The 26,251-nt window shown below is 64.0% G+C and carries 23 protein-coding genes and 1 pseudogene; 13 read left to right on the plus strand and 11 right to left on the minus strand.

Annotated elements, in window-relative coordinates; all coding sequences use genetic code 11:
* Positions 1-61: 61 nt before the first annotated feature.
* Entirely contained in the window at positions 62-1,051 is a 990-nt protein-coding gene (locus ACT3UE_RS06325) for an IS481 family transposase (RefSeq protein WP_444566431.1), read from the minus strand.
* A 231-nt stretch (positions 1,052-1,282) separates the two neighbouring features.
* Entirely contained in the window at positions 1,283-1,429 is a 147-nt protein-coding gene (locus ACT3UE_RS06330; protein WP_006822818.1) for a hypothetical protein, read from the minus strand.
* A 44-nt stretch (positions 1,430-1,473) separates the two neighbouring features.
* Between ACT3UE_RS06330 and ACT3UE_RS06335 the strand changes: the two are divergent.
* Positions 1,474-1,899: pseudogene (locus tag ACT3UE_RS06335) on the plus strand (helix-turn-helix domain-containing protein); the annotation flags it as partial.
* Here ACT3UE_RS06335 and ACT3UE_RS06340 read toward each other — a convergent pair.
* Together ACT3UE_RS06340 and ACT3UE_RS06345 are read right to left on the minus strand one after the other, a co-directional pair.
* On the minus strand, positions 1,891-3,222 hold the full coding sequence (locus tag ACT3UE_RS06340; protein WP_301526061.1) for an ISL3-like element ISPfr3 family transposase: 1,332 nt from the start codon (positions 3,220-3,222) through the stop codon (positions 1,891-1,893). The pseudogene ACT3UE_RS06335 and the gene ACT3UE_RS06340 overlap by 9 nt on opposite strands.
* Before the next feature lie 106 nt (positions 3,223-3,328).
* The gene (locus ACT3UE_RS06345) at positions 3,329-3,541 is read right to left on the minus strand and encodes a helix-turn-helix domain-containing protein (protein WP_444566432.1); all 213 of its coding nucleotides are present in this window, start codon (positions 3,539-3,541) and stop codon (positions 3,329-3,331) included.
* 140 nt (positions 3,542-3,681) lie between these two features.
* On the opposite strand from ACT3UE_RS06345, the gene ACT3UE_RS06350 reads away from it, so the two are divergent.
* The 8 genes from ACT3UE_RS06350 to ACT3UE_RS06385 all read left to right on the plus strand — a co-directional run bounded on the left by ACT3UE_RS06350 (position 3,682) and on the right by ACT3UE_RS06385 (position 13,236).
* Positions 3,682-4,881: an NAD(P)/FAD-dependent oxidoreductase gene (locus ACT3UE_RS06350; RefSeq protein ID WP_086995658.1), complete on the plus strand. Its 1,200-nt coding sequence runs from the start codon at positions 3,682-3,684 to the stop codon at positions 4,879-4,881.
* Between the two features lie 43 nt (positions 4,882-4,924).
* On the plus strand, positions 4,925-6,307 hold the full coding sequence (hglS, locus tag ACT3UE_RS06355; RefSeq protein ID WP_086995661.1) for a 2-oxoadipate dioxygenase/decarboxylase: 1,383 nt from the start codon (positions 4,925-4,927) through the stop codon (positions 6,305-6,307).
* 54 nt (positions 6,308-6,361) lie between these two features.
* Positions 6,362-7,888 carry an L-piperidine-6-carboxylate dehydrogenase gene (gene amaB / locus ACT3UE_RS06360; RefSeq protein WP_086995664.1) on the plus strand — a complete coding sequence of 509 codons (1,527 nt, stop codon included), beginning with the start codon at positions 6,362-6,364 and terminating at the stop codon, positions 7,886-7,888.
* 101 nt (positions 7,889-7,989) lie between these two features.
* The gene (locus ACT3UE_RS06365; RefSeq protein ID WP_096224284.1) at positions 7,990-9,153 is read left to right on the plus strand and encodes a Glu/Leu/Phe/Val family dehydrogenase; all 1,164 of its coding nucleotides are present in this window, start codon (positions 7,990-7,992) and stop codon (positions 9,151-9,153) included.
* A 75-nt stretch (positions 9,154-9,228) separates the two neighbouring features.
* Entirely contained in the window at positions 9,229-10,746 is a 1,518-nt protein-coding gene (locus ACT3UE_RS06370; protein WP_096224283.1) for an alanine/glycine:cation symporter family protein, read from the plus strand.
* Between the two features lie 31 nt (positions 10,747-10,777).
* Positions 10,778-11,794 (plus strand): ornithine cyclodeaminase family protein, encoded by a 1,017-nt coding sequence (locus ACT3UE_RS06375; RefSeq protein ID WP_158225949.1) that lies wholly within the window; start codon positions 10,778-10,780, stop codon positions 11,792-11,794.
* Positions 11,795-11,855: 61 nt separating this feature from the next.
* Positions 11,856-12,065 carry a VOC family protein gene (locus ACT3UE_RS06380; protein ID WP_444566471.1) on the plus strand — a complete coding sequence of 70 codons (210 nt, stop codon included), beginning with the start codon at positions 11,856-11,858 and terminating at the stop codon, positions 12,063-12,065.
* A gap of 403 nt (positions 12,066-12,468) precedes the next feature.
* Entirely contained in the window at positions 12,469-13,236 is a 768-nt protein-coding gene (locus ACT3UE_RS06385) for a hypothetical protein (RefSeq protein WP_096224281.1), read from the plus strand.
* 111 nt (positions 13,237-13,347) lie between these two features.
* Here the strand turns inward: ACT3UE_RS06385 and ACT3UE_RS06390 are convergent, their stop codons facing one another.
* The 7 genes from ACT3UE_RS06390 to ACT3UE_RS06420 all read right to left on the minus strand — a co-directional run bounded on the left by ACT3UE_RS06390 (position 13,348) and on the right by ACT3UE_RS06420 (position 20,763).
* Positions 13,348-14,376 carry a sugar phosphate isomerase/epimerase family protein gene (locus ACT3UE_RS06390; RefSeq protein ID WP_443413364.1) on the minus strand — a complete coding sequence of 343 codons (1,029 nt, stop codon included), beginning with the start codon at positions 14,374-14,376 and terminating at the stop codon, positions 13,348-13,350.
* Positions 14,377-14,435: 59 nt separating this feature from the next.
* Positions 14,436-15,554, minus strand: coding sequence for a Gfo/Idh/MocA family protein (locus ACT3UE_RS06395; RefSeq protein WP_444566433.1), 1,119 nt, complete (start codon positions 15,552-15,554; stop codon positions 14,436-14,438).
* 32 nt (positions 15,555-15,586) lie between these two features.
* Positions 15,587-16,426, minus strand: a complete 840-nt coding sequence (locus ACT3UE_RS06400) for a carbohydrate ABC transporter permease (protein ID WP_096224278.1) — start codon at positions 16,424-16,426, stop codon at positions 15,587-15,589.
* Positions 16,419-17,423, minus strand: coding sequence for a carbohydrate ABC transporter permease (locus ACT3UE_RS06405; RefSeq protein WP_441392431.1), 1,005 nt, complete (start codon positions 17,421-17,423; stop codon positions 16,419-16,421). The genes ACT3UE_RS06400 and ACT3UE_RS06405 overlap by 8 nt, the downstream gene beginning before the upstream one ends.
* 44 nt (positions 17,424-17,467) lie before the next feature.
* The gene (locus ACT3UE_RS06410; RefSeq protein WP_444566434.1) at positions 17,468-18,793 is read right to left on the minus strand and encodes an ABC transporter substrate-binding protein; all 1,326 of its coding nucleotides are present in this window, start codon (positions 18,791-18,793) and stop codon (positions 17,468-17,470) included.
* Positions 18,794-18,922: 129 nt separating this feature from the next.
* Positions 18,923-20,038, minus strand: a complete 1,116-nt coding sequence (locus ACT3UE_RS06415) for a Gfo/Idh/MocA family protein (protein WP_444566435.1) — start codon at positions 20,036-20,038, stop codon at positions 18,923-18,925.
* Positions 20,035-20,763 carry a sugar phosphate isomerase/epimerase family protein gene (locus tag ACT3UE_RS06420; RefSeq protein WP_444566436.1) on the minus strand — a complete coding sequence of 243 codons (729 nt, stop codon included), beginning with the start codon at positions 20,761-20,763 and terminating at the stop codon, positions 20,035-20,037. The genes ACT3UE_RS06415 and ACT3UE_RS06420 overlap by 4 nt, the downstream gene beginning before the upstream one ends.
* A gap of 245 nt (positions 20,764-21,008) precedes the next feature.
* On the opposite strand from ACT3UE_RS06420, the gene ACT3UE_RS06425 reads away from it, so the two are divergent.
* The 4 genes from ACT3UE_RS06425 to ACT3UE_RS06440 all read left to right on the plus strand — a co-directional run bounded on the left by ACT3UE_RS06425 (position 21,009) and on the right by ACT3UE_RS06440 (position 26,223).
* Positions 21,009-22,199 (plus strand): ROK family protein, encoded by a 1,191-nt coding sequence (locus ACT3UE_RS06425; RefSeq protein ID WP_444566437.1) that lies wholly within the window; start codon positions 21,009-21,011, stop codon positions 22,197-22,199.
* A gap of 518 nt (positions 22,200-22,717) precedes the next feature.
* Positions 22,718-24,607, plus strand: a complete 1,890-nt coding sequence (locus tag ACT3UE_RS06430) for a hypothetical protein (protein ID WP_444566438.1) — start codon at positions 22,718-22,720, stop codon at positions 24,605-24,607.
* Entirely contained in the window at positions 24,604-25,464 is an 861-nt protein-coding gene (locus tag ACT3UE_RS06435) for a hypothetical protein (RefSeq protein WP_444566439.1), read from the plus strand. Before ACT3UE_RS06430 ends, ACT3UE_RS06435 begins: the two co-directional genes overlap by 4 nt.
* Positions 25,465-25,467: 3 nt before the next feature.
* Positions 25,468-26,223: a DUF6339 family protein gene (locus ACT3UE_RS06440; RefSeq protein WP_444566440.1), complete on the plus strand. Its 756-nt coding sequence runs from the start codon at positions 25,468-25,470 to the stop codon at positions 26,221-26,223.
* Positions 26,224-26,251: the final 28 nt, after the last annotated feature.

A 26,251-nucleotide genomic window follows, 5' to 3' on the forward strand; every position in this document is an offset into this window, starting at 1 on the left:
GTCCCCAAGGTAGCGCGACGCCGTGAGAGCCTGAGCGATGTCTTATCCATCTCGGGTGGACCTAGGTGTATGAGGTCATGACGTTGTCGACACGTTCGTGGACTCGGGTGGCCGGGGGCTGATCAGCGCAGGCGGTGTGCGGCCGATGATAGTTGTAGTGGTGGACCCAGACGCTGATCGCTTCGCGCCGTTCGTCTTCGGAATAGAAGGCGTGGGCGTAGAGGCATTCCTCAGAGAGGATCCGCTGGTAACGCTCGACTTTCCCGTTGTGCCTGGGCGTGTAGGGCCGGGTCCGCTGATGCCGGGAAGCATGCGCGTTCACGGTGCGGACGAAGGTCTTGGCGCGGTAGTTGGTGCCGTTGTCGGTGACCACCCGGACGAGGCGATTGATGCCGTGCGCAGCGAAGAACGCTCTCGCCCGGGAGAAGAAACCGATGGTGGTTGCCGCGGTCTCGTTCTCCAGGGCCTCGGTGTAGGCGAGGCGGGAGTAGCCGTCGATCGCAGAGTGCAGGTAGGTGTAGCCCACGCGCTTTTTGCGCGCCTTTGCATGGCCGCGGCCATGGAGTCGCCATCCGCCGCCGTCGGGGATCTGTCCGACCTTCTTCACATCCAGGTGGAGCATGTGGCCCGGGAAGCGGGCGATGATCTTCCCGGGCTCGCGGTTGTTCTCCCCGGTCGGGTCGAGGTCACGGCGGCGGGAGATCCCGAGGCGCTGCAGCCAGCGTCCGATGGTCCGGACGCAGTAGTGGTGGCCGCGGCTGGCTAGCTCGAGGGCGATGCGGCGGGCCGACCATTTGTGCTCTCGCCGCCAGGCGTCGATGAGTTCGAGGACCTTGATCGGTGGCCTCGAGGGTCGCCTGGCCGGAGCGCTTGTGCGGTCTTCCAAGGCTTTGGCACCGTCGGCGCGATAGCGGTGGACCCATTTCGTCAGAGTCGAGCGGGCGACGCCGGCTTCGGCAGCGACGTGGGCGATGGGTCGGCCATCATCTTCGACACGTTGGACCAGGCGGAGTCTTCCGGCAGGGGTCAGCGGCGAATTACGGTGGGTCATGGAACGGGTCTCTTCCGGCAGATGGACGGCTTCAGCACCACCCATCGTGCCGGTCAGGGACCCGTTCCTTCATCCCCGCTCCGTGACTACAACGTCATGACCCGCAACACCTAGGGCTCGACTCCCTAGGTCCACCGGGACGGATGAGTCGAGACATCGGTCAGAGGCTGGGCAGGCCATAGAATCGCGTGGCGGCGAGGGCCGCGCCCGGTCCGAGAACGGGTCATCGCCTCACGCCGTCAGCTGACCCGCGACGGCCGGCACACCGGCGAAATCCTCGCCACCGGCCACATCGACGAGCCCGGAGGCTATTGCTGAAACACATTGCCTGAACATATTGGTGGAGCTGAAGGTGTGTAGGTTCAGGACATCGTTCATAGGTGAGTCGGGACATCGTTCATAGTGGTCCGTGACGATGAGGGATGTCTAAAGCGCGTCTGATTGTTCTGGCCGTCACGCAGCGGCAGCAAACGCAGGCCGAGGTCGCCCGCCGCTACCGGGTGTCCTGGCGATGGGTCCACGAACTGATCCGACGATACGAACAGGGCGGTTGGGACGCGATCGAGCCCCGAAGTCGGCGCCCCCGCAGCAACAGTGCCGCCACCGCCGAACCCGTGCGAGCCCGCATCCTGGCCCTGCGTCGCGTCCTCACGGACTCCGGACTGGACGCTGGCCCGGTCACCATCGCCTGGCACCTCGAACACGAACACCCGCGCGCCCCGTCGACCTCCACGATCCGCCGGATCCTGCACAAAGCAGACCTGATCACCCCAGAACCGAAGAAGCGCCCCAAAAGCAGCATCCACCGGTTCGAAGCAGACCAACCCAACGAAACCGGCTCATCCGAATCCAGGGTGTAGTCGGGGTCTGAACCCGCCGGTCTCGAGCAGGGATCTGGCGATGTAGTTGGTCAGGTTGCGGAACCCCAGCGCCGAGCCGCGCAGGTGCTCGAGCCTGCCGTTGATCGCCTCGGTGGGCCCGTTGGAGGTGCTGGGCCGGTCGAAGTAGGCCAGGACGTCGGCGGCGCGCTTCTTCAGCGTCCTGCCGAGCTTGGTGATCTCGACCAGGGCCTTGGGGACGCCGGTGCTGATCGAGTCGATGAGCCGGGCCATCAGCTCGCGGCCGTGGCGCCGGTTCTCGTGGTGGTAGGCGGCGATCATGCGCTGGTAGACGCTCCAGGTGACCTCGACCTCGACGTGGGCGTCGTCGGCGAACAGGGTGTCCAGTCGGTCCTTCTGCTTGTCGTTGAGCAGGTCGGCGCCGGTGGACAGGGTCCGGCGGGCGGCATAGAGCGGGTCGCCCTTGCGGCCGCGGTGCCCACAGATGGCCTGCTGAACTCGCCGTCGGCACTCATCGAGCGCCTCGCCAGCGAGGCGCGTGACGTGGAAGGGATCTAGCACGGTCACCACGTCGGGCAGTTCCTCGACGGCGGCGGTCTTGAACCCGGTGAAGCCGTCCATCGCGACCACCTCCACGCCGTCGCGCCACTCCTGCGGGCGGTCGGCCAGCCAGGTCTTGAACGCCTGCTTGGAGCGTCCTTCGACCATGTCCAGCAGCCGTGCCGGGCCGGTGCCATCTCGCACTGGGGTGAGGTCGATGATCACGGTGACGTACCTGTCGCCGCGACGGGTGTGCCTCCACACGTGCTCATCGACCCCGACGACCTTCACCCCCTCGAAGCGGTGCTCCTCGTCGATCAGCACCCGCTTGCCCTCGGCCATAACGGCGTCGTTGGCGGTGTCCCAGGCCACCCCGAGCCCCTCGGCGACCCGAGCCACGGTCAGGTGCTGGACCACGATCCCTTCCAGCGCCCACCGCAGAGCGCGCCGAGACAACTTGGCCCGGGGCTCGGCCGCGGCGGTGGTGTCCTGGCGCCACACATACCCGCAGCCGCTGCAGCGGTAACGGCGCACGACGACCTCCAGCGTCGTGGGCCGCCAGCCCAGTGGTTCGTGGGCAAGCCGTCGGACCACGGTGTCACGTGGTCTCCCTTCGCAGCCGCAGCGCCGGCACCACTGGTCGGGCTCGACCACCTGACAGGCCAATACGGCACGATCCGGCTCGAGTCGCTGCCCGGTGACAACGAGGCCGAGTTCGTCGAGGCGGCAGAAGGCAGTCAGGTCGGGGCTGGCGAACGCATCAGCGCGCCCGCCGACGGTAGCGTCGTGCACGTCGAGGTCTTTCGGGCTGAGTGTGTAGGAGCTCTCATCCTCGGGAGACCTCGACCCTCACCCCGACACCGACGCGCCGGCCCGCCGCGCGACGTGCGCTACACCCTCATCTGGGAAGAGCCAGTTTGATCCCGGCATCGGAGAGCGTCACGCCCCGCCCGTCCTTGATGAACAGGGCGGAACCGACTTCCTGCTGCAGGGCCTTCATCTGCTGGGAAACGGCCCCGATCGTATATCCGGCATCGTCCGCGGCCGCCGTCATACTGCCGGTGCGGGCGACGGCTGCGAATAACTTGAGTTGGTGGAGCGTCCAGTTCATGCCTCGACCCTACCTATAGTTTCACTAAAGCAATTGCTCAAAAAACAATAGCTTGTGTAATAACCGCTCTCGGGGGATGGTGATTCCAGAAGAAAACATGACGTGGGTCACTCCCACGGTTCACATAGGAAGGAGGGGACATGGCCAGTTTGCTCACCGACCTCACCCCAGAGCATTCGACAGATCTACCGGAATCCGCCGACGTCGTGGTGATTGGCGGCGGCGTCATCGGCATGAGCGTCGCCTACCACCTCGTTGAAGCCGGAGTTCAAAATGTCGTTCTCCTCGAGCGCGGCGCCTTGGGGGCCGGTTCTTCTGCCAAGCCCCTCGGCGGGGTGCGAGGTACGTTCTCCGACCCGAACAACATCCGCTTGGGTCGCCACAGCCTGGCCAAGTTCCGCGACTTCGAGTCCACCCACGGCATCGACATCTCCTTCCGCGAGGTCGGTTACCTTTTCCTGTGCCGGACCCCCGAAGAACTTGCGGCCTGCGAAGCCAGCGTGGAGCTACAGAACAGCCTCGGCGGCAACAGCCGCATGGTCAGCCCGCACGAAGCCCAACGCATCAATCCATACATCGCCCCCGGGGCCTTGCTCGGCGCCCAGTTCTCCCCCGAGGACGGGCTCGCCTGCCCCCGCAGCGTGGTCGACGGCTACGCATCGCTCTCCAAGGAACTCGGGCTCGTCATCGCTGACCGGACGCAGGTCACCGGCATCGAGGCGTCCAATGGTTCCGTCGAATCCGTGCAGACCTCGCGCGGGACCATCCGAACCACCTCGGTGATCTGCTGCGCCGGGGCATGGTCCGCCTCCATCGGGAACATGGTCGGCGTCGACCTGCCGGTGGTGCCGGTCAAGCGCCAGATCGGCATCACCCGGCCCGACGGCGGCCCCACTCCCCCGGTGATTCCCTTCACGCTCGATCTGGGCACCACCATGTACTTCCATAACTACGATGACCAGTTGCTGCTCGGCATCTCGAACCCCGGACAGGAAAAGGGCTTCGACCGTGATTTCAGTTTCGACTGGGTCCCGGACTTCAACGCTTCGGCCGAGATCTGCGCACCGGCGCTGAGCGATCGCGAACTGGAGCACGGCTGGGCCGGCCTCTATGAGAACACCCCCGACAGGAATGCCCTGATCGGGGCCTCCGAAGACGTGCGCGGGTTCTCCTACGCCACCGGTTTCTCCGGCCACGGCTTCCTTCAGGCCCCTGGCGTCGGGGAGATCATGGCCGATCTGCATCTGGGCCGCGAATCATTCATGGACGCCTCCGGGTTCTCCGCGGAACGCTTCAGCTGCCAGAACGTCCCGCAGCTGAACGAAGTCCACATCATCTGACCAGCCCCCACCCCGACCACCACACCTCGGAAAGGAAGAACACGTGCCGTTTCTGCACACTTGGCAACTACGAGCCGAATTCGCCCTGCGCCTGTCACAGATGTATGGCGAAGAGGTTCCGGCATACAACACACTGGTTGAGGTCTCCAGCCACGTGAACCAAGACTTCATGGATCGCCACGGATCCGACGCCGAACGGCTGGGCACCTTGGAGCGGGTCACCGCCGAACGCCACGGCGCCATCCGCGTCGGCTCACCTCAAGAGCTGGCGTCAGTCGCCCGCGTCTTCGCAGCCTTCGGCATGCATCCGGTCGGCTTCTATGACCTCCGCGATGCCTCGTCGTCCTCGGTCCCGGTCATCGCCACCGCGTTCCGGCCCGTCGATGAGGACGAGCTGGCCAAGAACCCCTTCCGGGTTTTCACCTCGCTGCTGGCTACCGAAGACCCCCGCTTCTTCAACGAAGAACTCCAACGCGAGCTGCGGGAGTTCATCGACTCTCGCAGCCTGTTCCCTGATGGCCTGCTGGAACTGGCCGACCGTGCCACCGTCGGCCAGGGTCTGGACAGCGATGAGGCCGAACGGCTGCTCCACCTGGCCACCAGCGTCTTCCAACTCTCCAGCGAACCGGTCGATGATGCCTGGTACCGCAAGCTCGAGGCCATTTCTGCGGTCGCTGCGGATATCGGCGGAGTGTCAAGCACCCATATCAACCACCTCACCCCCCGCGTGCTGGACATCGACGATCTCTATCAGCGCATGGAGGACCGCGGAATCAAGATGATCGACGCCATCCAGGGCCCGCCGCGCTGGAACGGCCCGGATGTGCTGTTGCGCCAGACCTCGTTCCGCGCCCTGGACGAGGAACGAACCTTCCGTTTCGCCGACGGGAGCGAAGGACAGGGAAAGCTGCGTGTCCGCTTCGGCGAAGTCGAGCAACGAGGAGTCGCCCTGACCCGGAAGGGACGCGACCTCTACGAGGAGATGAACGCCGAAATCGACCGCCGAATGACCTCCGGGGACAGTCGCTCCCGGGTATCCGAAACGGTGTGGCAGGAAATGCTGCCGGGCACGGATGCCGAATTGGCAGCACAGGATCTGGCCTTCTACACCTACTCATCCAGCGCGTCGCAGGGCGAGGTTCCGGACGGCGCCAGCCTCGCCGAGCTGGTCACTGCGGGAACCGTGGAGCTCAATCCCATCGTCTACGAGGACTTCCTTCCCCGTTCGGCAGCTGGGATCTTCCAGTCCAACCTGCGCGAGGCCGGCCAACGTGACGATGCCCAGGAGGGAACCCTCTACGACATGGACCGACTTTCAGAAATCATCGGTCTTCCCATCAAGGATCCGGTGGACCTGTACCGGGCCCAACAGGACGCCTCGCTTTCCGAACTTGAAAAACAACTCGGTGTCACCCTTCGGCAATAGCCCGGAGAACACGAAACACACGTAACCCACGCAGAAAGAACCAGGAGTCACACCATGCAGACCACCGAAACCCGCCAGGACAACCTCCTCCAGTCAGTCGAATCCGCTTTGACCGCCTGCGGCGTCACCGTCACCGAGGGTGAGGGCATCGGCGCCCGTTCCCCGCTGACCGGCCAGACGCTGAAGAACCTGAAGAAGAGCACGGAAGCCGATCTCGAATCCATGATCGGCCAGGCCCAGGAGGCCTTCACACAGTGGCGCGATACTCCGGCGCCGGTCCGCGGCGCCCTCGTCAAACGCTGGGGCGAGCTGCTCACCGAACACAAGGAAGACCTCGGTGTCCTCGTCACCGCCGAGGCCGGCAAGATCACCTCTGAGGCCAATGGCGAAGTTCAGGAGATGATCGATATTTGCGAACTCGCCGTCGGGCTCTCCCGTCAGCTCTTCGGCAAGACGATGCCCTCCGAGCGCAAGGGCCACCGGCTAATGGAGACCTGGCACCCGCTCGGTGTCGTGGGCATCATCACCGCCTTCAACTTCCCCGTCGCCCCCTACGCCTGGAACACCGCCGTCGCCCTGGTGTGCGGCAACTCGATCGTCTGGAAGCCCTCCGAGATGACGACGCTCTCGGCACTGGCCACAGATGCCCTGCTCGCACGGGCCGTGAAGGAAACCGGGGCACCTGCCGGTCTGCACCACGTGCTGCTCGCCGACCGTGAACTGGGATCCAAAATGGTCTCAGACTCCCGCTTCCCCCTGATTTCGGCCACGGGGTCGACCCGCATGGGACGGACGATTGCTCCCCGGATCGCCGAGCGCTTTGGCAGCAGCATCCTGGAACTCGGCGGCAATAACGCGGCCATCGTGGCGCCATCGGCCGATCTCGATCTCGCCCTGCGCGGTGTGGCCTTCGCCGCCGTGGGCACCGCCGGCCAGCGCTGCACCAGCATGCGCCGTCTGATCGCGCACGAGTCGGTCGCCGACCAGCTCGTCGATAGCCTCGCCAAGGCCTACCCGACCCTGCAGATCGGCAGCCCCATGGAACCCGACACTCTCGTCGGCCCCCTGGTCAATCAGGGTGCCTACGAGAACATGCAACAGGCCATCAAGAACGCCCTGGCCGAAGGCGGCGAACTGGTCTGCGGTGGGGATCGCGTGCTCGCCGACGAGTACCCGGATGCGTTCTACGTGGAACCGGCCATCATCCGCATGCCCTCACAGACCGCCACAGTGAAAGAGGAAACCTTCGCCCCGATCCTTTACGTGATGACCTACACGGATCTGGACGATGCCATCGAGATGCACAACGCGGTCCCGCAGGGCCTGTCCTCGGCGATCTTCACTCAGGACCAGGGTGAGGCCGAGCGCTTCATCAGCTCCGCCGGCTCCGATTGCGGTATCGCCAACGTCAATATCGGCACCTCGGGCGCGGAAATCGGTGGTGCCTTCGGCGGCGAGAAGGAGACCGGTGGTGGCCGTGAATCCGGTTCCGACGCGTGGCGCGGGTACATGCGCCGGGCGACCAACACGGTGAACTACTCCGGTGAACTGCCCCTGGCCCAGGGGGTCGAGTTCCTCTAGAACCACCGAACACCCTACAGGCACGGCCCACGTCCGGGCCGTGCCGGCCACGGCCACACCGGCGAACTTCAGCACACCGCAGACCAAGGAGTAGCAACGACATGTTTGACCTGATCGATGACTGGGGCCCCGAGAAAGTCGTGCTCGTCAGCGACACCAAAACCGGGATGCAAGGCGTTCTGGTCATCGACAACTCGGCCCGGGGCATGGGCAAGGGCGGCACCCGCATGCAGCCGAACGTCAGTGTCCAGGAAGTCGCCCGACTGGCCCGGACCATGACGTGGAAATGGGCTGCCGCCGACCTCTTCTACGGTGGGGCCAAAGCCGGAATCAAATTCGATCCCACCTCCGCGGACAAGGAAGCTGTACTGCGTTCCTTCGTCAAGGCGCTGCGCAACGAGGTCCCCCGCGAATACGTCTTCGGGCTCGACATGGGGTTGACGGAAAACGACGCCGCCATCATCAACGACGAGCTCGGCGATCGGGGTGCCGCCGTCGGCACCCCTGCCGAACTGGGCGGGGTCGCCTACGACCGGCTCGGCGTCACCGGCTTCGGGGTGGCAGAGGCCGCCGACCAGGCAGCAACCGACGTGGCACTTCCGGGCAAACGGGTCGTCATCCAAGGCTTCGGGGCAGTGGGCCACGCTGCAGCCAAGCGCTTCGACGAACTGGGGTACACCGTCGTCGGACTCTCCACCGCCGTCGGTTCCATCCACGCCCCGGACGGACTCGACATCGACCGGCTGCTGGCCCAACGCGCCGAACTGGGAGACCAGTTGGTCGATGAGTATCTTCCCCAGCGCATCGCCCCGGGCTCGGAGCTCTTCCTGGACTGCGACATCCTGGTCCCCGCCGCCCTGCAGGACGTGCTCACCAAAGACAACGCCGGTGATGTCCGGGCCCGGCTGGTGACCGAGGGGGCGAACCTGCCGTCCAGCGACGGGGCGCGGGCACGCCTCCGGGCCCAGGGAACCGCAGTGGTCCCGGACTTCATCGCCAACGCCGGAGGCATCGTCGCCGCCGCCTACGCGATGGAAGGGCGCTACTCTGCCTTCCGCCCGGATACCGCCCCGATCATGGCCACGGTCTCCGAGAAAATCCGTAGTAATACCTCCACGGTGTTGGGGCAGGCCCGCCTGCGCGACACCACCACCCATGAAGCAGCCTTCGCCATGGCCAGAGACCGGGTCCGCGCGGCCATGGATCTGCGCGGCGCCCGGCTCGGCGGTGCGCAGCCTCGAGAAAGGGTGAACATCAAGCTCTAGAGGGCAGAACTGCTCGGGGCGCGATCAGGTGCGGCCACCGGGGTACAGACCAGACCTAGTCAAAGGATCCACGCAATGAACCTCCCCCTGAATGCCGTCCCGGTGGCGGCCAGCATCGATGAAACGCTCGAGAACGCCATCGGGCCGGCCGTCGAATGGCTGGAGAACATCGTCTTCGCCTCTTTCCCGTTCTTCGGCACCGAGCTTCCCTTTTTGATCATCTGGCTGTTAGCCGGCGGCATCTTCCTGACCGTGCTCCTGAAATTCCAGCCGATTATCGGAATGCGCCATATGATCCAGATCGCGCGTGGACGCTTCAACCGCTTCAGCGATCCGGGCGAGACCACTAGTTTCCAAGCCCTGGCTACCGAGCTCTCCGGGACGGTCGGGCTCGGCAACATCGCCGGTGTGGCCGTGGCGATCACCATTGGCGGTCCCGGCGCAACCCTGTGGATCATCATTGCCGGTTTCCTCGGGATGAGTCTGAAGATGGCAGAGGCCACCTTGGGCGTCATGTTCCGCCGGATGAATAAGGACGGCACGGTCTCCGGCGGTCCCATGTATTATCTCGAAACCGGACTCGCCCACATCGGCAAACCCAAGACCGGTCGGGTGCTGGCCATGTTGTATGCGCTGCTCATGATCTTCGGTGCCATGGGTGCCGGCAACATCTTCCAAGCCAACCAGGTCACCGCCCAGCTGACCGCCGCCACCGGTGGAGAATCCAGTTTCCTGGACGGCCGGGGTTGGATCGTCGGTGTTGTTCTGGCCGTCGTCGCCGCCGCCGTGATCTTCGGCGGAATCCGCAGCATTGCGCGCTGGACGAGTAAGCTCACGCCCATCATGGCCGTCGTCTACGGCCTGTCGGTGATCGTGATCCTGATTGCGAACATCAGCGAGCTGCCCCATGCCATCGTGCTCATCTTCGAGGGCGCCTTCACGGGTAACGGTGTGGCCGGCGGTGCCGTCGGCGTGGCCATCGTCGGTATCCAGCGCGCGTTGTTTTCCAACGCGGCAGGTGTTGGCTCGGCGGGTATCGCCCACTCCACGGTCAAGACCAAGCGTCCGGCTCAGGAAGGCTACGTCGCCTCCGTGGAACCCTTCATCGACTCGGTCATCATCTGCACCATGACGGCCCTGGCCATCATCGTCACCGGCCAGTACGCGGAAACCTCCGCAGACGGCGTGGGACTCACCTCGGTGGCGTTCGGCACCGTTGCTGCCTTCTTCCCGTACATCCTCACCCTGTGCGTCCTGCTCTTCGCGTTCTCCACACTGCTGAGCTACTCCTACTACGGCAAGAAGGCGGCCGGTTACGTCTTCGGCAACAGCAAACGTGTGGAGCGCATCTACGACGGTGCATGGATCGTCATGATCGTCGTCGGATCGTCGGTGTCGCTGGATACCGTCGTCGCCTTCTCGGATGCCACCTTCTTCCTGCTGACGGTGCCCAATATCCTGGGCATCTACTTGCTCTCCGGTGTCCTGCGCCGCGAGATCCTTGGACACCGGGCGGATCTCGACGCTGGCCGGATCCCCGAGGTGGCCGAGCATGAGCGAAGCACCGTGGCCAACATCGACCAGAAAGCATAGTCCTCGGACGCGTTGCAGAAGGAGAACACCCATGACTGGTAGTGACGGACTCGACCTCGCACAGGACTTCCTGCCCACGGCAACACCGGATCTCTTCGGCCCCGAACGGTGCCGGGAACTGGTGAACACCCGGCAGGCTGTTGACGCCATGAAGGAGACGCTGCTGGCCGGTTTCGACCCGGAACACGATGCTCCGCGGACGCGGGTGGCCACGGATACCGGGGAGATGCTGCAGATGCCCTCGACCTTCGGGGACTACGTGGGGACCAAGATCCTGACGTTGACGCCGGGGAACGTGGTCGAAGAGCTGCCGATGATCCAGGGGGTCTACGTCCTCTTTGCCGGAAGACAACAGAATCCGGTGGCCGTCCTTGACGGTGCCACGCTGACGAATATCCGCACCCCCGCGGTCTCGGCCTTCGGCGCACTACATCTGGTCACCAAGACAGGTCCGCTGACGTTGACGATCGTGGGCACTGGGGTCCAGGCCTGGGAGCATGTGCTGGCCTTGACCTCGGTGCTGGACATCGGCGAGATCCACATCGTCGGCCGGGACCCGGGCAACGTCAAGGAGCTTGTCGAGCAGGGGTGCAGCCGGGGTTTCAGCGTCCAGGCCAGCGACGCAGCCGACGCGCTGCCGGTCTCGGATGTGGTGGTCTCCTGCACCAGCGCCAAGGAACCGCCGTTCGACGGCGCGTTGGTGGCTGACCACGCCGTGGTCGTCGCGGTGGGGTCCCACTCCCCCGAACGCAGGGAGCTCGACGACGGCCTGTTGGCCCGGTCCGGCATTGCCGTCGAGTCACTGGATAGTTCGACCCGGGAGGCCGGGGAGATCATCCAAGGCCTCGACAGTGGGGCCATCTCCGACCGGTCAAGCTTGGTCACCATGCGCCAGCTGGCCGAAGGGCACACGCTGCCCGAAGGCCAACCGAAAATCTTCAAGACCACGGGCATGCCCTGGCAGGACCTGGCCGTGGCCTCGGCGATCTATGAGGGGGCAGCAGCCAAAGTGAAACTGTCGTCCACCCAGAGAACTGACAGGACATGAGATTCCCCTGACCAGAGTGTTCGTCGACGACCAAGCGAAGGCTGAGCGGTTCTCAACCGAGGTGCTCGGCTTCGTGAAGAAGAACGACCTAGCGGTGGGTACCGAAGGCGCGGAGCTGCGTCTGGAGCCCAGCGGTCATCCCGCCGCCAAACCATTCAAGGAGGCCTTGGTCGCCGACGGGATCCCGTTCACCCAGTTCGCCGTCGCGGATGTCCAAGCCGAATACGAGCGCCTCCGCTCCCTCGGGGTGCGCTTCACCCAGGACCAATGACCATGGGGCCGGTGACTACCGCGGTGTTGGACGACACCTGCGGGAACCTCATCCAGATCGCCACGCTGCCTGATTAACCCCGCAGGTACAGCACGTGGCATAAAGGACGACGGCGATGTCTGTCTAACGCCGACGTCTTGCGAACTCGTCCCCATTTTTTCCAGCCCATTCTGCTTCGTAGCGGCTGCTGCGAGCTACTCCAGCGATATAACAAGAGCATCGAGTTTCATGCAGCGCGGTCTTGGTCGGGTTCTTCACGTATGGGAACCTCAACGTTCTCCAGAATCTTTCCCCCGCGAAGCCAGCCACACCACGGATTCTCGGATAGATTGTCCCTGTGGCTGTCACGTATACTAGGGATATCGTTCCCTGAGTCTGGCGGCGGCCAAATGGGGAGGAAAACATGCCCGCGGATTGGTACAGCCCAGTTCTCGTCTTCCTGGGAACCGCTGCTTGGCCAGCGGCATTCCTACTCGCCATGTGGCTTTTCCGCAGCCCCATCGGACGATTCATCGACGAAATCACCCAGCTCGAGATCATGGGGAATAAGGCAACAAGATCTGGCAACCAACTTTCAGAATCGCTTCGGCAGGATGCTCTCGAGGGCCTCGGAGGAGTCGAGGGCTCGGCTGATCCGGGCAATACCCCCAAGGACGATGTCGCCGGCGCTGCGGTCGCCCAAACTCAATATCCGAGCTTCACGCAACGAAAAGCTCGGCAGAACGCAGCGCAAAGCGAAGCTGATGAGAAATCCGAACAGCAGCTGCTGCAATTTCTCGGTGACCAGATCTACCAGAAACTGCTCAACACGAAACGGCAAGATAATACAAGATCTCCAGCGGTCAGCGCGGAACTCGTCCGGACGGCCTACAGCGATCTGCGCCTCGGTGTGCGCTATTTGGGACAGCATCGGTTGGGTGCCGACAAGATCAGTGGAAGCAGTTGGCCGCTTGCTTCCGCCGACGAGATCCTGAAGCGCTTAAAAGCGCCGCAAGAACAGATCGATCTGACCCGCCAAATCCGCCGGTTAGAAGGCCAAGTAAAAAGCAAAGCCGTTCGCGTCGACGGTCGTGGAGCTGGCGACTTTGTTCAGACCGCCATAGACATCCACATCGCCATCTACGAATGGGCCGGCATCGAAGTTCAAGCTACCCGCCGCCGCCCGTCATGATCACCAGTACAGAGTGCATCAAACGTCACGTCATTCTTCTCAGCGCACGAGTGATTACTGCTCCGCTTCTCGAGCCCGAGCGATGAAACCACACCTTCCACGATCAGCGGCCTACTGGTTCGAGAACGCAGCGTCGAAGGACGCCTCCGGCCGCTTCCAGAGCAGCTCGCGGATCCGCCCGACGGCTTCGGCGGCACCGTGCAGGCGGTCCATCCCCGCGTCCTCCCATTCCACCGAGATCGGGCCGTCGTAACCGATATGGGCCAGCGCGCGGAAGGCGTCCTCCCAGGGGATGTCACCGTGGCCGGTGGAGACGAAGTCCCAGCGCCTGCGGGGATCGCCCCAGGGCAGATGGGAGCCCAGGATCCCGTTGCGGCCCATCGGCGGGCGCAGGCGGGTGTCCTTGCAGTCCACGTGGTAGATCCGGTCGGCGAAGTCGCTGATGAACCCGACCGTGTCGATGCCCTGCCAGAACATGTGGCTGGGGTCCCAGTTCAGCCCGAAGGATTCGCGGTGTCCGATGGCCTCCAGGGTGCGCACGGTGGTCCAGTAGTCGTAGGCGATTTCGGAAGGGTGGACCTCCAACGCGAACTTGACCCCTTCGTCGTCGAACACGTCCATGATGGGGTTCCAACGGTCGGCGAAGTCCTGGTAGCCGGCGTCGATCACCTCGCCGGGGACGGGAGGGAACATGGCGACGTATTGCCAGATCTTCGATCCGGTGAAGCCCACGACGGTATCGGCGCCGAGTTTGCGGGCCACCCGGGCCGAGCGCTTCATATCCTCGGCGGCGCGTTGGCGCACGCCTTCGGCCTCGCCATCGCCCCAGATATAGGGGCGTAGGATCCCCTGGTGGCGGAAGTCGATCGGGTCATCGCAGACGGCCTGCCCACCCAGGTGGTTGGAGATGGCCCAGACCTTGAGACCGTGACGGTCGAGAATCTCTAGCCGCGAGGCCAGATAGGCGTCGTCCTCATCGGCACGCTGCAGATCCAGGTGATCGCCGGAGGCGGCGATCTCCAGGCCGTCGTACCCCCAGTCCGCGGCCCGTCCTGCCAGCTCCTCGAAGGGCATATCGGCCCATTGGCCGGTGAACAAGGTGACGGGTTGCTGTCTGGTGGGCTGCGGTGTCACGGTCATCGGATTCTCCTGTGGGGGCGGGGACAATGGGTCGAAAATCAGGGATCGGGGTCATTGGCTCAGCTGCACGGCACGGCACGGTGGTCGGTGGCCGCTGAGACGTCCACCCATCGGCCGGTGGCTGCGGAGGCCAGTACCGCGTCGGTGATCACGCTGGCCCGCAACCCATCGGCGAAGGTCGGCAACCCGGCAGGCGATCCGCCGGCGATGTGATCGTAGGTATCGGCGACAAAGGCCGCGAAGGCATCACGGTAGCCCATGGGATGCCCTGCGGGAACGGTGGAGATTCGCTGGGCATCGGGGACCAGTTGCGGGGCGTCGCGGGCCAAGAGGGTGGAACCGGCCCGGCCGCCGAGCCAGAGTTCGTCGGGGTGCTCCTGGTCGAAGACCACGGAGCCCCTGGTTCCTGCGATTTCGAGCATGAGGGCATTTTTCCGGCCGGCGTCGACCTGGGAGACCATGAGGCTGCCGATGGCACCGCCGGCCATCTCCACGATGCACACGGCCGAGTCCTCTGTTTCCACCACCTCTCCCCCACGGGTGGGGTGGGCGATCCCCAGCCGGGCGTTGACCCTCGCGATGCGCTCACCGGAGACGAATTCGAGCAGGTCCACCAGATGGGAGCCGATATCGCCGAAGGCCCTGGAGGGTCCCCCGGAAACGGGGTCCACCCGCCAGTTGGTTTCCTGGTCGCAGAGCATCCAATCCTGCAGGTAGTTTCCCCGCACGGTGAGCAGGCGCCCGATCCCGCCATCGGCTGCCTGGTGCCTGGCTTGCCGGGCCATGGGGTGGAAGCGGTAGACGAACGGGACCGTGGCGGTCAGACCGGTGCGGGCCGCGAGCTCGGCCAGCTCCCCGGCTTCCTCCCGGCCGGTGGCCAGCGGTTTTTCGCAGACGACGTGTTTGCCAGCGTGCAGGGCCGCACGTGCCTGGGCCGCATGCACGGCATTCGGGGAGCAGACATGGACGACGTCGACCCGGTCCAGGAGCTCCTCGATGGAGGACGATGCGTGTGGGATTCCCAGTTTGGCGGCCGCTTCCGAGGAGCGGTCGGGGTCCGAGGACATCAGGGTGACGACCTCGGCGCCGGCGGTCCGGGCGGCGCGGGCATGGGTGCTGGCCATGAAGCCGCCGCCGACGATCCCGACTTTCAGCGGTGCTGTGGATGTGTAGCTCACGGGTGTCTCCTGCGCAGATGGTCGGGTCGGGGTTACTTAACGGAGCCGGAGGACAGCCCGGCGATGAGGTGGCGCTGCACGAGCATGAAGCCGATGAGGACCGGCAGCGAGACGACCACCGAGGCGGCCATCAGCTGGTTCCAATACACATCGTTCTGGGAGGCGTAGGAGCGCAGACCGATGGCCAGGGTCCGGGTGGAGGAGTTCGTCAGCACCGAGGCGAAGAGGACCTCGCCCCAGGCGGTGATGAAGCAGTACACCGATACCGCGACGATGCCGGGCCTCGCGACCGGCAGGACCACCCGAATCAGCGCGCCAAGCCGTCCGGTTCCGTCGATCATCGCCGCCTCCTCCAGTGCCCGCGGGATGGAGGCGAAGAAGCCGGTGAGCATCCAGATGGCGAAGGGCAGCGAGAACGTCAGGTAGGTCAGGATCAGGCCCAGGTAGCTGCCCGAGAGCTGCAGCCCCACCGTCCGTTCGATCTGGGTGAAGATCAGAAACAGCGGCAGCAGGAACAGGATGCCCGGGAACATCTGGGTGGAAAGGACCACCAGGGAGAACGTGCGGGCCCCCTTGAACTCGAAACGGGAGATCGCGTAGGCGGCCATGATGGCCAGCACGACCGAGAAGAAGGTGGCGCTGACGGTGACGATGAGGCTGTTGACGAAGTAGTCGGCCAGCGGGACGGTCGTCCAGATGTCCAGGTAGGGCTGCAGGGTGATGGTGCTGGGCCACCAGGTGAAGAGCCCGCGCACATCCTCGAGCGGTTTCACGCTGGTGATCAGCACGACATACAGCGGCAGGATCACGATCGCGGAGAGTCCGAGCAGCCCAAAGGTGCGCAGGATCCGGAATCCACGGGTTTCAAGCATCGGTGCTCTTTCCCTTCGGCATGACGAGTCGGATGTAGAAGGCGGAGGCGATCAGCAGCACGATGAGCAGCAGGACGCTCATGGCCCCACCGACGCCGAAGTTCCAGTTGCTGAAGGACTGCTGGTAGATCAGCGGGGAGATCAGTGTTGCCTCCGGTGGGGAGGCCGGCCCGAAGAGGACGTAGGGGACGTTGAACTGGTTGAAGATCCACAGCGAGAGGATCAGCAGCAACACCGTGTTCGCGTGCCGGATCATCGGCAGGGTGATGTTGGTGAACTGCTTCCACAGGCTCGCCCCGTCCAGCGCTGCGGCCTCATAAACGTCGCCGGGGATGTTCTGCAGGGCCGCGAGCAGCATCAGGAACGCGAAGGGCCAGAACTGCCAGACCGTCACGATCACCATGACCCAGAAGGCGTTGGAACCCAGTAGCCAAAACGGCCGGTGGTCCAGGAGCCCCAGGTCATCGACCAGCAAACGGTTGATGACGCCGTCACGCTGGTTGAACATGAACGCCCAGGCGATGGTGCCCACATAGCTGGGCAACGCGTACGGGACCAGGAACAGGGTCCGCAGGAAGCCGCGGCCCCGAAAGCTCGAGGAGAGCAGAACCGCGGCGAACATCCCGATGCTCCAGGCCAGACCCACCACGATGATGGTGAACAGCACCGTCCGGCCGAGGGCGTCGTAGAACTGGCTGCCGATCGGACCGGCGGGGTTGAGCCCGTCGACGAAGTTCTGGAATCCGATGAACTTCGCCTGCACCCAGTTCGCGATGCTCAACTGGGTCAGCGCGATGAACGCAATCCAGACCCCAAGGGCCATGGGAATGATGTGGATCAGCAGTTCCATGATGCTCGCCGGGGCGACGAGCAGATACGGGAACAGGTCCTTTTTGCGTTTGCGGGGCGTTGCGGCCGGGGCCGGGCGCCCCGCGGTAGGGGTGCCCGGATCCGATGCGGCCCGACGGCGTTTGCCGGCTTCGAGGGTGGGGCCCATGGTCAGTCCTTTCAGCGGATTCGACGAGGGGTGGGCGGAGACGGTTACATCTGCGAATTCGCGTTGTCCAGCGCCTTCTTCACGTCCGCTTCACTGACCTTCTCGCCCTGGGCGATCTTGGCGAAGAGGTTCTTCACCGCGGTGCCGACCAGGGTCTCCATCTGGCTTTCGGAGGGGTAGAGGGGCATCGGCTGGGCATGGTTGGCCAGGATGTCCTTCTTCAGCGTGATCTCGTCTGATTGGAAGGCCTCATCGTCGTAGGCGGCGGTGACCACCGGCAGCGCGGTGTATTCCTTATTCAGGTAGATCTGCTCATCGTCGCTGGTCAGGTGCTTCACGAAATCGACGGCCGCCGCCTTGTTATCCGAGTTGTCGAAGACCGAGACGTTGATCCCGGCGACGTGGCTCTGCGTACCCTCGAGGCCGGTCGCATCGGCGGTCATCATCGGAACCGGCGCTGCCTTATAGTCCTTCATGTCCCGGGCGTTCAGGGTCTTGCCGGGGGCCTGATCGAAGAACATGGCCGACTTTCCCGCCGCGAAGTCCTCGACCATATCCGAGCCGTTCTGAGCCTCGGCCATGGACGGGTTGACCACGCCGTCGGAGCCCATCAGCTGGACCCACTGGTTCACGCCCTTGACCACTCCGTCGGCGGCGAACTGTGGCTTGCCGTCGGCGTCGTACAGGGACCCGCCGTTCTGTAGCCCGCGGATGAAGGCGGCGTGGGCGTTATTGGTGACCGAGGCTCCGGCCAGGGACACGCCCCACTGATCGGTTTTGCCGTCGTCGTTGGTGTCCTTGGTCAGCTTCTTTGCGTCGGCAACAAAATCATCCCAGGTGGCCGGCGGGCTCTCGATGCCGGCCTCCTTGAACATCTTGGTGTTGTAGTACATCGAGTAGCTCAGCCCGTAGAGCGGGACGGAGGTTGGGGCTTCCCCCTCGGCACCACCGGTGGCCCAGCTGGTTTGGACGAAGCGGTCCTGCCCGCCGATCTTCTCCAGCGGATCACCCTCCCAGGGCATGAAGGCACCGGAGGCCTGCAGGGAGACGGCCCAGGTATTGCCGATGTTCAGCACGTCGGGGCCATCACCTGAGGAGACGGCGGTGAGGATGCGGTTGTAGAGGTCGCTCCACGGGATGACCTCGAGCTCGACCTTGGTGCCGGTCTCCTCGGTGTAGCGGTCGATGGACTCCTTGAGCACCCGTTCGTCGTCGGTGACGGAGGTGCCCTGGTTGGAGGCCCAGTAGGTGATGGTTCCGCCGGCCTGGGCGTCACCGACATCATTCGAAGCCGAGTTGCCGCAGGCCGAGAGGCTTAGGACAAGGGTTCCAATGGAGAGGGCGGCTGCCCATTTCTTGGTCGTTTTCATGGTGGTTTCTCGTTTTCTTCTCATCGGGCGGAGCCCGGATGCGGTGAGGTGCAGGGCAAGCGGTGGCTAGGTGGCCTGTCGGTGGAGTGGATACGGAAGGGATGCGCCGGGAGGGCCCGGTGTATTTGATTAGACGGAGCTGCTGGCCTTGGAGCTGGCCTTCGACGGGTCCCAGTCGGCATCCAGCGGTTCGGAGACCTCGACCGTGCTGGTCACATCGACGAATTGGCCGGTGCCGGCGGCTTCGGAAATGGAGACCATGATGTCCAGGACGTGGAAGGCCAGGGCGCCGGGAACCCGTTCGGGGCGCCCTTCGCGCAGGGCCTGTGCCATTTCGGCGACGCCGGTCCCCCGGGTGAACAGCGAACCTTCGGCCTCGATGACCCGCGATTCGTCCTCACCGGTGTGGAGGGTGGTCTCGCCGTCGAACATATTGGGGTCGGGGAACACCGCGGTGCCCTCGGTGCCGGCGATCTCGACGAATCCTGCGCGTGGGAGTTTCGAGTCGAAGCTGAACACCGATTGTGCGCTCGCCCCCGATTCGAATTCGATCAATGCCGAGATATGGGTGGGGACCTCGACGGGGAATTCGGTTCCTGCCTTCGGTCCCGAGCCGATGGTGCGGGTGGGGCGGGCCTGGGAGGCGGTGGCGGCGACCCGTCGGACCGGACCGAAGACTTGGACCAGCGTGGTCAGGTAGTAGGGGCCGACGTCGAACATGGGGCCGGCGCCCTGTGCGAAGAGGAATTCGGGGCCGGGGTGCCAGGATTCGGGGCCGGGGACCTGGAAGAGCGTGAGCCCGGTCAGTGGCTGGCCGATGGACCCGGCGCGGACCTCGCGCAGTGCGGTTTGCAGGCCGGCACCGAGGAACGTGTCCGGGGCGACGGCGACGCGGACTCCTGCCTGGTGGGCGGCGTCCATGAGTTCGCGTCCTGATTCGCGGTCCAGGGCGTAGGGCTTCTCTCCCCAGACGTGCTTGCCGGCACGGACGGCTTGGAGAGCGACCTCCACGTGCACTGCCGGGACGGTCAGGTTGACCACGATCTCCACGTCGGCGTTCTCCAAGAGTGCCTGATAGGAGCCCGAGTTCGGGACGCCCCATTTGGCTGCCTGGCTGGCGGCACGTTCCTCGTCGAGGTCGGCGATGAACAGGACCTTCAGGTCGGGGAAGCGGGTCAGGTTCTCCAGATACTGGTCGCTGATGGTTCCTGCGCCGACGATGCCGACGCCCGTGGTGGTGTTCATTTGGTGCCTGCCAGGAAGTTGTAGGAATCGGTGACGGCTTGGAGGACGTCGCCGTTGAAGTCGTCGAGTTCGATCACGCGCAGTGCTTGGGGTGCGGCGGCGAGGATCTCAGCGATCGGCATGGAGCCGGCGCCGACGGCGACCTGTTCCTTGTCGTTCTTGGTCTTGGGTCCGTCCTTTACATGGAGGGCTTGGACCCGGTCGCCCAGGCGGCCCAGCAGCGCCGGGGCGCTTTCGCCGCCGACTTCTGCCCAGTAGGTGTCCACTTCCAGCACGACGGCGTCGCCCACCTCCTCGGCGAAGACCTCCAGGGCCGCAGATCCGTCAATGCGGTTCTCGAGTTCGAAGGCGTGGTTGTGGTAGCCGATGGCCAGCCCGTGCTCGGCGGCCTTCGCGGCGATGTCCTTCATGTCGCGGGCGATGCCGGCGACGGATTCGCGGCTGGTCCAGCGGGATTCGTCGATATGCGGGTCGATGATGGTGGAGACGCCCAGTTGCTTCGCTGCGGCGAAGACGGCGTCCAGGTCGGCGTCGATGAGCTTCACATGGGCGGTCGGGGCCGCGAGTCCGAGGCGGCCCATGTGTTCCGCGTATTCCGCGGCCCGCTCGACGAAGGCGTAGGGCTCGACCTGGGTGAAGCCGATGCCGGCCATCGCTTCAAGCGTTCCGGGTAGGTCCTCGGCCAAATGGCCGCGGACCGTATAGAGCTGGACGGACGGTGTCATGAAAGGACTCCTCGGTGCTGGGCGGACTATCGGTCTGCTGCCGCTGCGATCATCATCGTGACGGCAATCACATCAGCGTTGGAATGAGCGTACGAGTACTTTTGACGAACGTCAAGCAAAAGCTGTAGAGGTATACTCAGAAGACGATTCGTGGTCACGTTCTGGCACCAAGACGGGGAACGGCGAATCTGCTGGCATGATCACTGCTAAGAACCGATCACCGACGACGCACGAGAAGAGGGACCATGCCAATCGACACGGCGGAGAACGGCACGGCCGACCTGGCCAAGGCCGGCGAATTCCTGCAGTTGCTACGCGACGGACGCCCCCGGACCCGCGCCGAGTTGGCGCAGGTCACCGGCATGGCTCGATCCACCGTGGCGTCCCGCGTGGACACCCTCCTGCAGCTCGGTTACGTCGCCCCGGTCGGCGATTCCACCTCGACCGGCGGTCGCCCACCGTCGCTCTTCGCGCTCAACCCCGACGCCCGCGTCGTCATCGGCGCTGACCTGGGGGCCAGCCACGCCCGTGCCGTGCTGGCCAACCTCGCGGGGGAAGTCAAGGCCGAGTTCTGGGAGATGCTGCCGATCGCCGACGGCCCCGAGGCCGTGGTGGGCTGGCTGGCCCAGACCATCGGCCGGCTGCTCTCCGAGGCGGGATGCACGACCAACGAGCTTGCGGCCATCGGTGTCGGTCTCCCCGGCCCGGTGGAATTTCAAACAGGTCGACCGGTCAGCCCACCGATCATGCCGGGCTGGGACGGTTACGATCTGCCGGCGAGGCTGCATCAGGACTACGACGTCCCGGTGCTCGTGGATAACGACGTGAACATCATGGCCCTGGGCGAACACAAGGCGAACCTCCCCACCGACCAGGACATCCTCTTCGTCAAGGTCGCCACGGGCATCGGCGCCGGCATCATCGCCGGCGGGAACCTCGAACGTGGAGCCCAGGGAACCGCAGGGGACCTCGGACACGTGCGGGTCCCCGGCGGACCAGAGACCCTCTGCACGTGCGGGAATGTCGGGTGCCTGGAGGCCGTCGCCAGCGGTCCGGCCATCGCCCTGAAGTTGGGCCTGACCGGCGAACCGGGACAGAACATCCCCTCGCTCGTGGCCCAACAAGTGCGCGACGGGGATGCCGCCGCCATTGCCGCAGTGCGCCAGGCAGGCCGGGACCTGGGCAGTGTCCTGGCCACCTGCGTCAGCCTGCTGAACCCCTCGGTCATCGTCGTCGGCGGCTCATTGGCCCAGGTCGGCGAGCACCTCTTAGCGGGGATCCGAGAGGTGGTCTATCAGCGCTCGCTCCCCCTGGCCACCAAGCACCTGCGCATCATCGCCTCCAGCTCCGGCTCCCACGCTGGCGTCTTGGGCGCGGTGGCCTTGGCGACGGAGTTCGCGCTGTCGCCAAAGGCGATCGAGACGGCGACCATCTAACAGCCGGCCCTTACGAGCTGCCGCAGACAATGTCGTCTCGAATGCCGGGTAGATACTCCAAATACCCTCGGCTTGCGTGGACCACACCGGGTCCACGATGCTAACACTAGCTCACCGCCTGCAGCTAAGGTACGGCGGATTACACGAGTGCGAAGAAATCGTCCTTTGACGGCACCCGGGTCGCCAACCACTCCATGGTCGCGGTCGTGTCCCCCGAAAAATTTCTACACCACATCTTGACGGACTACATTTAAGATATATAGTTGATCTATGTCCGACAAATCTTCAAGAAGTAAGTCCAGTGAAACCCGGAACGGTAGATTCCGCCGGTTGGCCGCGACTCGAGGAGATCGGCTTATCCGGGAGATTTCCTTACTAGGGAACCTCTCCAACCGAAAGAACTATGAGTACACGCCAGAAGAGGTAGAAGCGCTTTTTCGTCCGATCGAGGCCGAGATACAAGAAGTGCGAGCCCTCTTCGATCCCGATTCCCCCTCCGACAGAAAGGTGTCATTCGAATGACCTCTGCGAACTTCGGTTTCTATTTCGAGGCCGCCGGCAAGACCGCTACCCAAGGTGCCATTTCTCCGGCCGCGCAGTTCTTCGAAGGCTCAAGGGCCGAAACCTCCTTAGTCCGTGAGACCGGCCAGAACTCCATCGATGCCCGTGCCGATGTCGATCCCGTGAGGATCGTCTTCGAATTGGCAGACATTCCCACCGACGACATTCCGGGAATGGATGGTCTGCGAACCCATCTCGCACAGGTGGAAGAGCAGACACGGGAGTCGCAGGGGCACGAAAACATGAAGTTGGCCCATGAAACCGCATTGCGGACGACTATTCCCGTGCTGCGCATCGGCGACTATGGCACCAAAGGCCTGAGCGGCACCGAGTCCATCGATGACCCCAAGTCCCCGCTTAGCGCCCTGACGAGAGGGGCGGGTATTTCCGCTGACGACGGATCCCGAGGCGGTTCCTTCGGCATCGGTTCGGCCGTGGGGCCCATGGCCTCGGATATGAGCACCGTTCTCTACACATCTCTTCCTTCGGACGGCAACGAGGTGATCTTCGCCGGTTACAGCTGCCTGGCATCGCACCGTGACGCCGAGGGGACCTGGCGCGTGGGTGATGGGTTCTACACAGAACAGTCCCACGACGAGGATTTCCGCTACCTGCGCAACCCCGGCCCCGTCGGGCCATTTCCACAACGAACGGACGCCGGCACCGACCTGTACATCCTCGGATACCGTAAGGCCGAAGAGGACAGCACACTCCAGCACATCAAGGTCGCCTTCATGAGGAATTTTCTCCTAGCGATCCACCGCGGCGAACTCATTGTGGAGGGCATAACCCCGTCAGGAACGTGGTGCTTGGACGCGGAAAGGCTCAAGACAGAAGTGTTAGAAGATGGGGAATCCGCGGCCTTCTTCCGTGCCATCACGGACCCCAATCCCATCGTCGGAACACACGAAAAACTCGGCCAGATGACCCTGTACGTCAATGTCGACGACTCCCTAACCACCTCGCTGCATACGATCACCGTCCGCAGGCCCCTCATGAAGATCGACACGTTCAAACACACGTCGATTCCAGTGAAGTACGCGGCGGTGCTGGAGTGTTTCGACGAGAAGGGCAACACCCTACTGCGCAAGCTCGAGCCACCCCAACACCACAAATGGGATGCCGGACGCTCCGAAGGCGGGGGGAAACTAATCAAAGACCTCAAGGCCTTCGTCCGCAACGGCCTCAAGAGCCGGGTCAAGGAGCAAATCGGCGAACAGGTCCATGTCAAAGGCCTATCCAAATACCTTCCCGATGAGCTGTTCGAAGAGAGGACTCTGACCGAAGCCGGGCCCACAGGAACCCCCGACACAGGGTCTGGAACCACCCGTGAATCCAGCACGGTCCAAGGCCGCGAAGAAGCGGAAAAGCCTGCCTCTGTCGGCGGTCGCAAGGCCGTCAGCGTCCGGGTGAAGACCTCGGCCGGCGGCGATGGCCCGTCCCCTGCTGAAAAGGGCAAGGATGCCGGCGGTGGCAAGAAGCGTGACAACAAGGGTGGGAACATCGCCGGCAATGGCAAGGAAGGTGACGGAACGGGACGGATCAGCGCCGGTAACGTCCGATTCCGAAGCTGGTCCGACGCCAGCAGCGGCGACGTCTGCCTTGCCCTGACCTCTCTAGAAGATATCTCCGGTGACGTGCAGCTTCTTGCACTCGGACCTGGCGGGAGCATCGAGGAAGACTACGAACTGCCGATCGACAAAGTCTCCATCATTACCGCAGGGGTTACCAGCCCGTTGAAACACCAAGGAAACACCTTGACCCAACTCGAGCTAAAGGCCGGGACCACATCCCAGGTCCGGCTCACACTTTCGTCCAACCACCGCTACCGTTTGGGGATCAAATGAGCAGCACCACCCGCGGGTCGTATCCGCATCCCGTCCTCGATGATTCCGACGACGTCGGTGCCGAAATCGAGGTCTTCAACGCCTCGTTCGCCCCGAGCGTCGACGACGTCGAGATCAAGTTCCAGGTACGCATGACAGAACCACGAATCCAAGCCCTCATCGATGAGGGGTCAGCCAAGTACAGCTTCCGATGGTCCTGCACCGCCACCCTTGCCAGCGAGGAGCTAGGGGCCAAGCTCAACATGCACCATACCGACAGCACCGGCTATATCGGATGGATCGACCAGCAATCCGTTAGCGGCACGGTCAGGCTCGAACTCAGGGTCGTCGCCACCAAACCCATCGAGAAGTACCGACCGGAAAACCAGCACCCAGACTACGGCGACGCGGACTTCCACCTCCTGCCCGGTGACATCCTCGCGGACGCCGGCGTCCTCGAATTCGAGGCGGAAAAGCTCTACGACCCCCTCAATCCGCCCCTCGGATCGTGCTTCGAGTTCGTTGCCGACTCCAATCTGAAGCGCGGCTTGCGGATCAGATTCGATGACGACGAGCACATCCTCGTGACCTTCCCCGTTGAAGTCCTTCAAGGGTTCGGCATGCTCCGCAACCGTCAAGACCTGCAGATCAGTCTCGTCGTCCTCCCCGCCCTCATGGAAACCATCTCCTTCATCAAAACCAATGAAACATCCGGCGACGGCGAAGACCTGACCGATAGGAAGTGGTACACCGCCATAAATCGGCTCATGGAAGGATCACGTTCCGGTGACATGAGTCCCTTTCAGATGGCGCAGGAAATCCTCGGAAACCCCTTGGACACATCTCTCACCACCACCTTCGACAATCTGGGGGACTAGACCATGGAAGACAACCGTGCCCGCTCACTCACCAAGCAGGCCGTGGTCGAGCTCAATTCCGCACTCGACGCCGCCGATACCTATGAAGGCTTCTTCGCCCACGCCGATACGATCGTGCACCGCGAGGAAAACCAGCTGGAGCTGCCCGTGGACCTGGGCGCGCCAGAGCGGCTGGACGACACGAAAGGGCCCGGACGCGACGTCGAGAACGCCCCCTTGGTGTACGAGTATCTGGGGGCCTTGGACCGCGCCAATGCCTCGGACCGACGCCTATGGACCTACCTCGCATTCACCACGTACCGCGAATACATGGAAACCCGCTGGCCACTAGCCGACGTACGCAACTGGAAAAACCGTGTCCGGACCCGCTGGCTCATGGGCAATGCCACCCGAGGTCGCCTCATCAGGCATGGCATCGCCCGCCTCTGGTGGGTGTCCTCCCTGACCTACGACCCCCAACGGAAGCATCCGCTGGCACAATCCACCGGCGACCCCTTCGCCTATACCCGCGAGGCCTTCAAGAACGAGGACCGCCTCAACGCCCTCTTCGACCGGGAAGCAGGAGCGCTACCCGACCTGGTCCGCAGCGTCCTGGAACACGCGGCAAAGGGAGGCACCAATGCAACAGACAAACACCTCCAATCAATAATGATGGAAATGACACTCGTCTATGGATACCGCGACATCTCCTACCTCGACGCAGCTGGCCTACGGTCCCTCGTGGTCGACTCCGCGCCCCTCGTGCCTGCCAAGAAATGAACATGGAAGTGGAAAGAGATGCCGTGCC

It is taken from the genome of Arthrobacter sp. 179, assembly GCF_052379645.1.
In the GTDB taxonomy this organism is placed as follows: domain Bacteria; phylum Actinomycetota; class Actinomycetes; order Actinomycetales; family Micrococcaceae; genus Arthrobacter_H.

Excerpts from the sequence above, each read along its gene's own strand:
- ACT3UE_RS06370 (WP_096224283.1), top strand. The coding sequence starts at position 9,229 with ATGAACCTCCCCCTGAATGCCGTCCCGGTGGCGGCCAGCATCGATGAA.
- ACT3UE_RS06375 (WP_158225949.1), top strand. The coding sequence starts at position 10,778 with ATGACTGGTAGTGACGGACTCGACCTCGCACAGGACTTCCTGCCCACG.
- amaB (WP_086995664.1), top strand. The coding sequence starts at position 6,362 with ATGCAGACCACCGAAACCCGCCAGGACAACCTCCTCCAGTCAGTCGAA.
- ACT3UE_RS06425 (WP_444566437.1), top strand. The coding sequence starts at position 21,009 with ATGCCAATCGACACGGCGGAGAACGGCACGGCCGACCTGGCCAAGGCC.
- ACT3UE_RS06345 (WP_444566432.1), bottom strand. The coding sequence starts at position 3,541 with ATGAACTGGACGCTCCACCAACTCAAGTTATTCGCAGCCGTCGCCCGC.
- ACT3UE_RS06365 (WP_096224284.1), top strand. The coding sequence starts at position 7,990 with ATGTTTGACCTGATCGATGACTGGGGCCCCGAGAAAGTCGTGCTCGTC.
- ACT3UE_RS06400 (WP_096224278.1), bottom strand. The coding sequence starts at position 16,426 with ATGCTTGAAACCCGTGGATTCCGGATCCTGCGCACCTTTGGGCTGCTC.
- ACT3UE_RS06420 (WP_444566436.1), bottom strand. The coding sequence starts at position 20,763 with ATGACACCGTCCGTCCAGCTCTATACGGTCCGCGGCCATTTGGCCGAG.
- ACT3UE_RS06350 (WP_086995658.1), top strand. The coding sequence starts at position 3,682 with ATGGCCAGTTTGCTCACCGACCTCACCCCAGAGCATTCGACAGATCTA.
- ACT3UE_RS06330 (WP_006822818.1), bottom strand. The coding sequence starts at position 1,429 with ATGAACGATGTCCTGAACCTACACACCTTCAGCTCCACCAATATGTTC.
- ACT3UE_RS06440 (WP_444566440.1), top strand. The coding sequence starts at position 25,468 with ATGGAAGACAACCGTGCCCGCTCACTCACCAAGCAGGCCGTGGTCGAG.
- ACT3UE_RS06415 (WP_444566435.1), bottom strand. The coding sequence starts at position 20,038 with ATGAACACCACCACGGGCGTCGGCATCGTCGGCGCAGGAACCATCAGC.
- ACT3UE_RS06430 (WP_444566438.1), top strand. The coding sequence starts at position 22,718 with ATGACCTCTGCGAACTTCGGTTTCTATTTCGAGGCCGCCGGCAAGACC.
- ACT3UE_RS06405 (WP_441392431.1), bottom strand. The coding sequence starts at position 17,423 with ATGGGCCCCACCCTCGAAGCCGGCAAACGCCGTCGGGCCGCATCGGAT.
- ACT3UE_RS06325 (WP_444566431.1), bottom strand. The coding sequence starts at position 1,051 with ATGACCCACCGTAATTCGCCGCTGACCCCTGCCGGAAGACTCCGCCTG.
- ACT3UE_RS06435 (WP_444566439.1), top strand. The coding sequence starts at position 24,604 with ATGAGCAGCACCACCCGCGGGTCGTATCCGCATCCCGTCCTCGATGAT.
- ACT3UE_RS06385 (WP_096224281.1), top strand. The coding sequence starts at position 12,469 with ATGCCCGCGGATTGGTACAGCCCAGTTCTCGTCTTCCTGGGAACCGCT.
- ACT3UE_RS06410 (WP_444566434.1), bottom strand. The coding sequence starts at position 18,793 with ATGAAAACGACCAAGAAATGGGCAGCCGCCCTCTCCATTGGAACCCTT.
- ACT3UE_RS06390 (WP_443413364.1), bottom strand. The coding sequence starts at position 14,376 with ATGACCGTGACACCGCAGCCCACCAGACAGCAACCCGTCACCTTGTTC.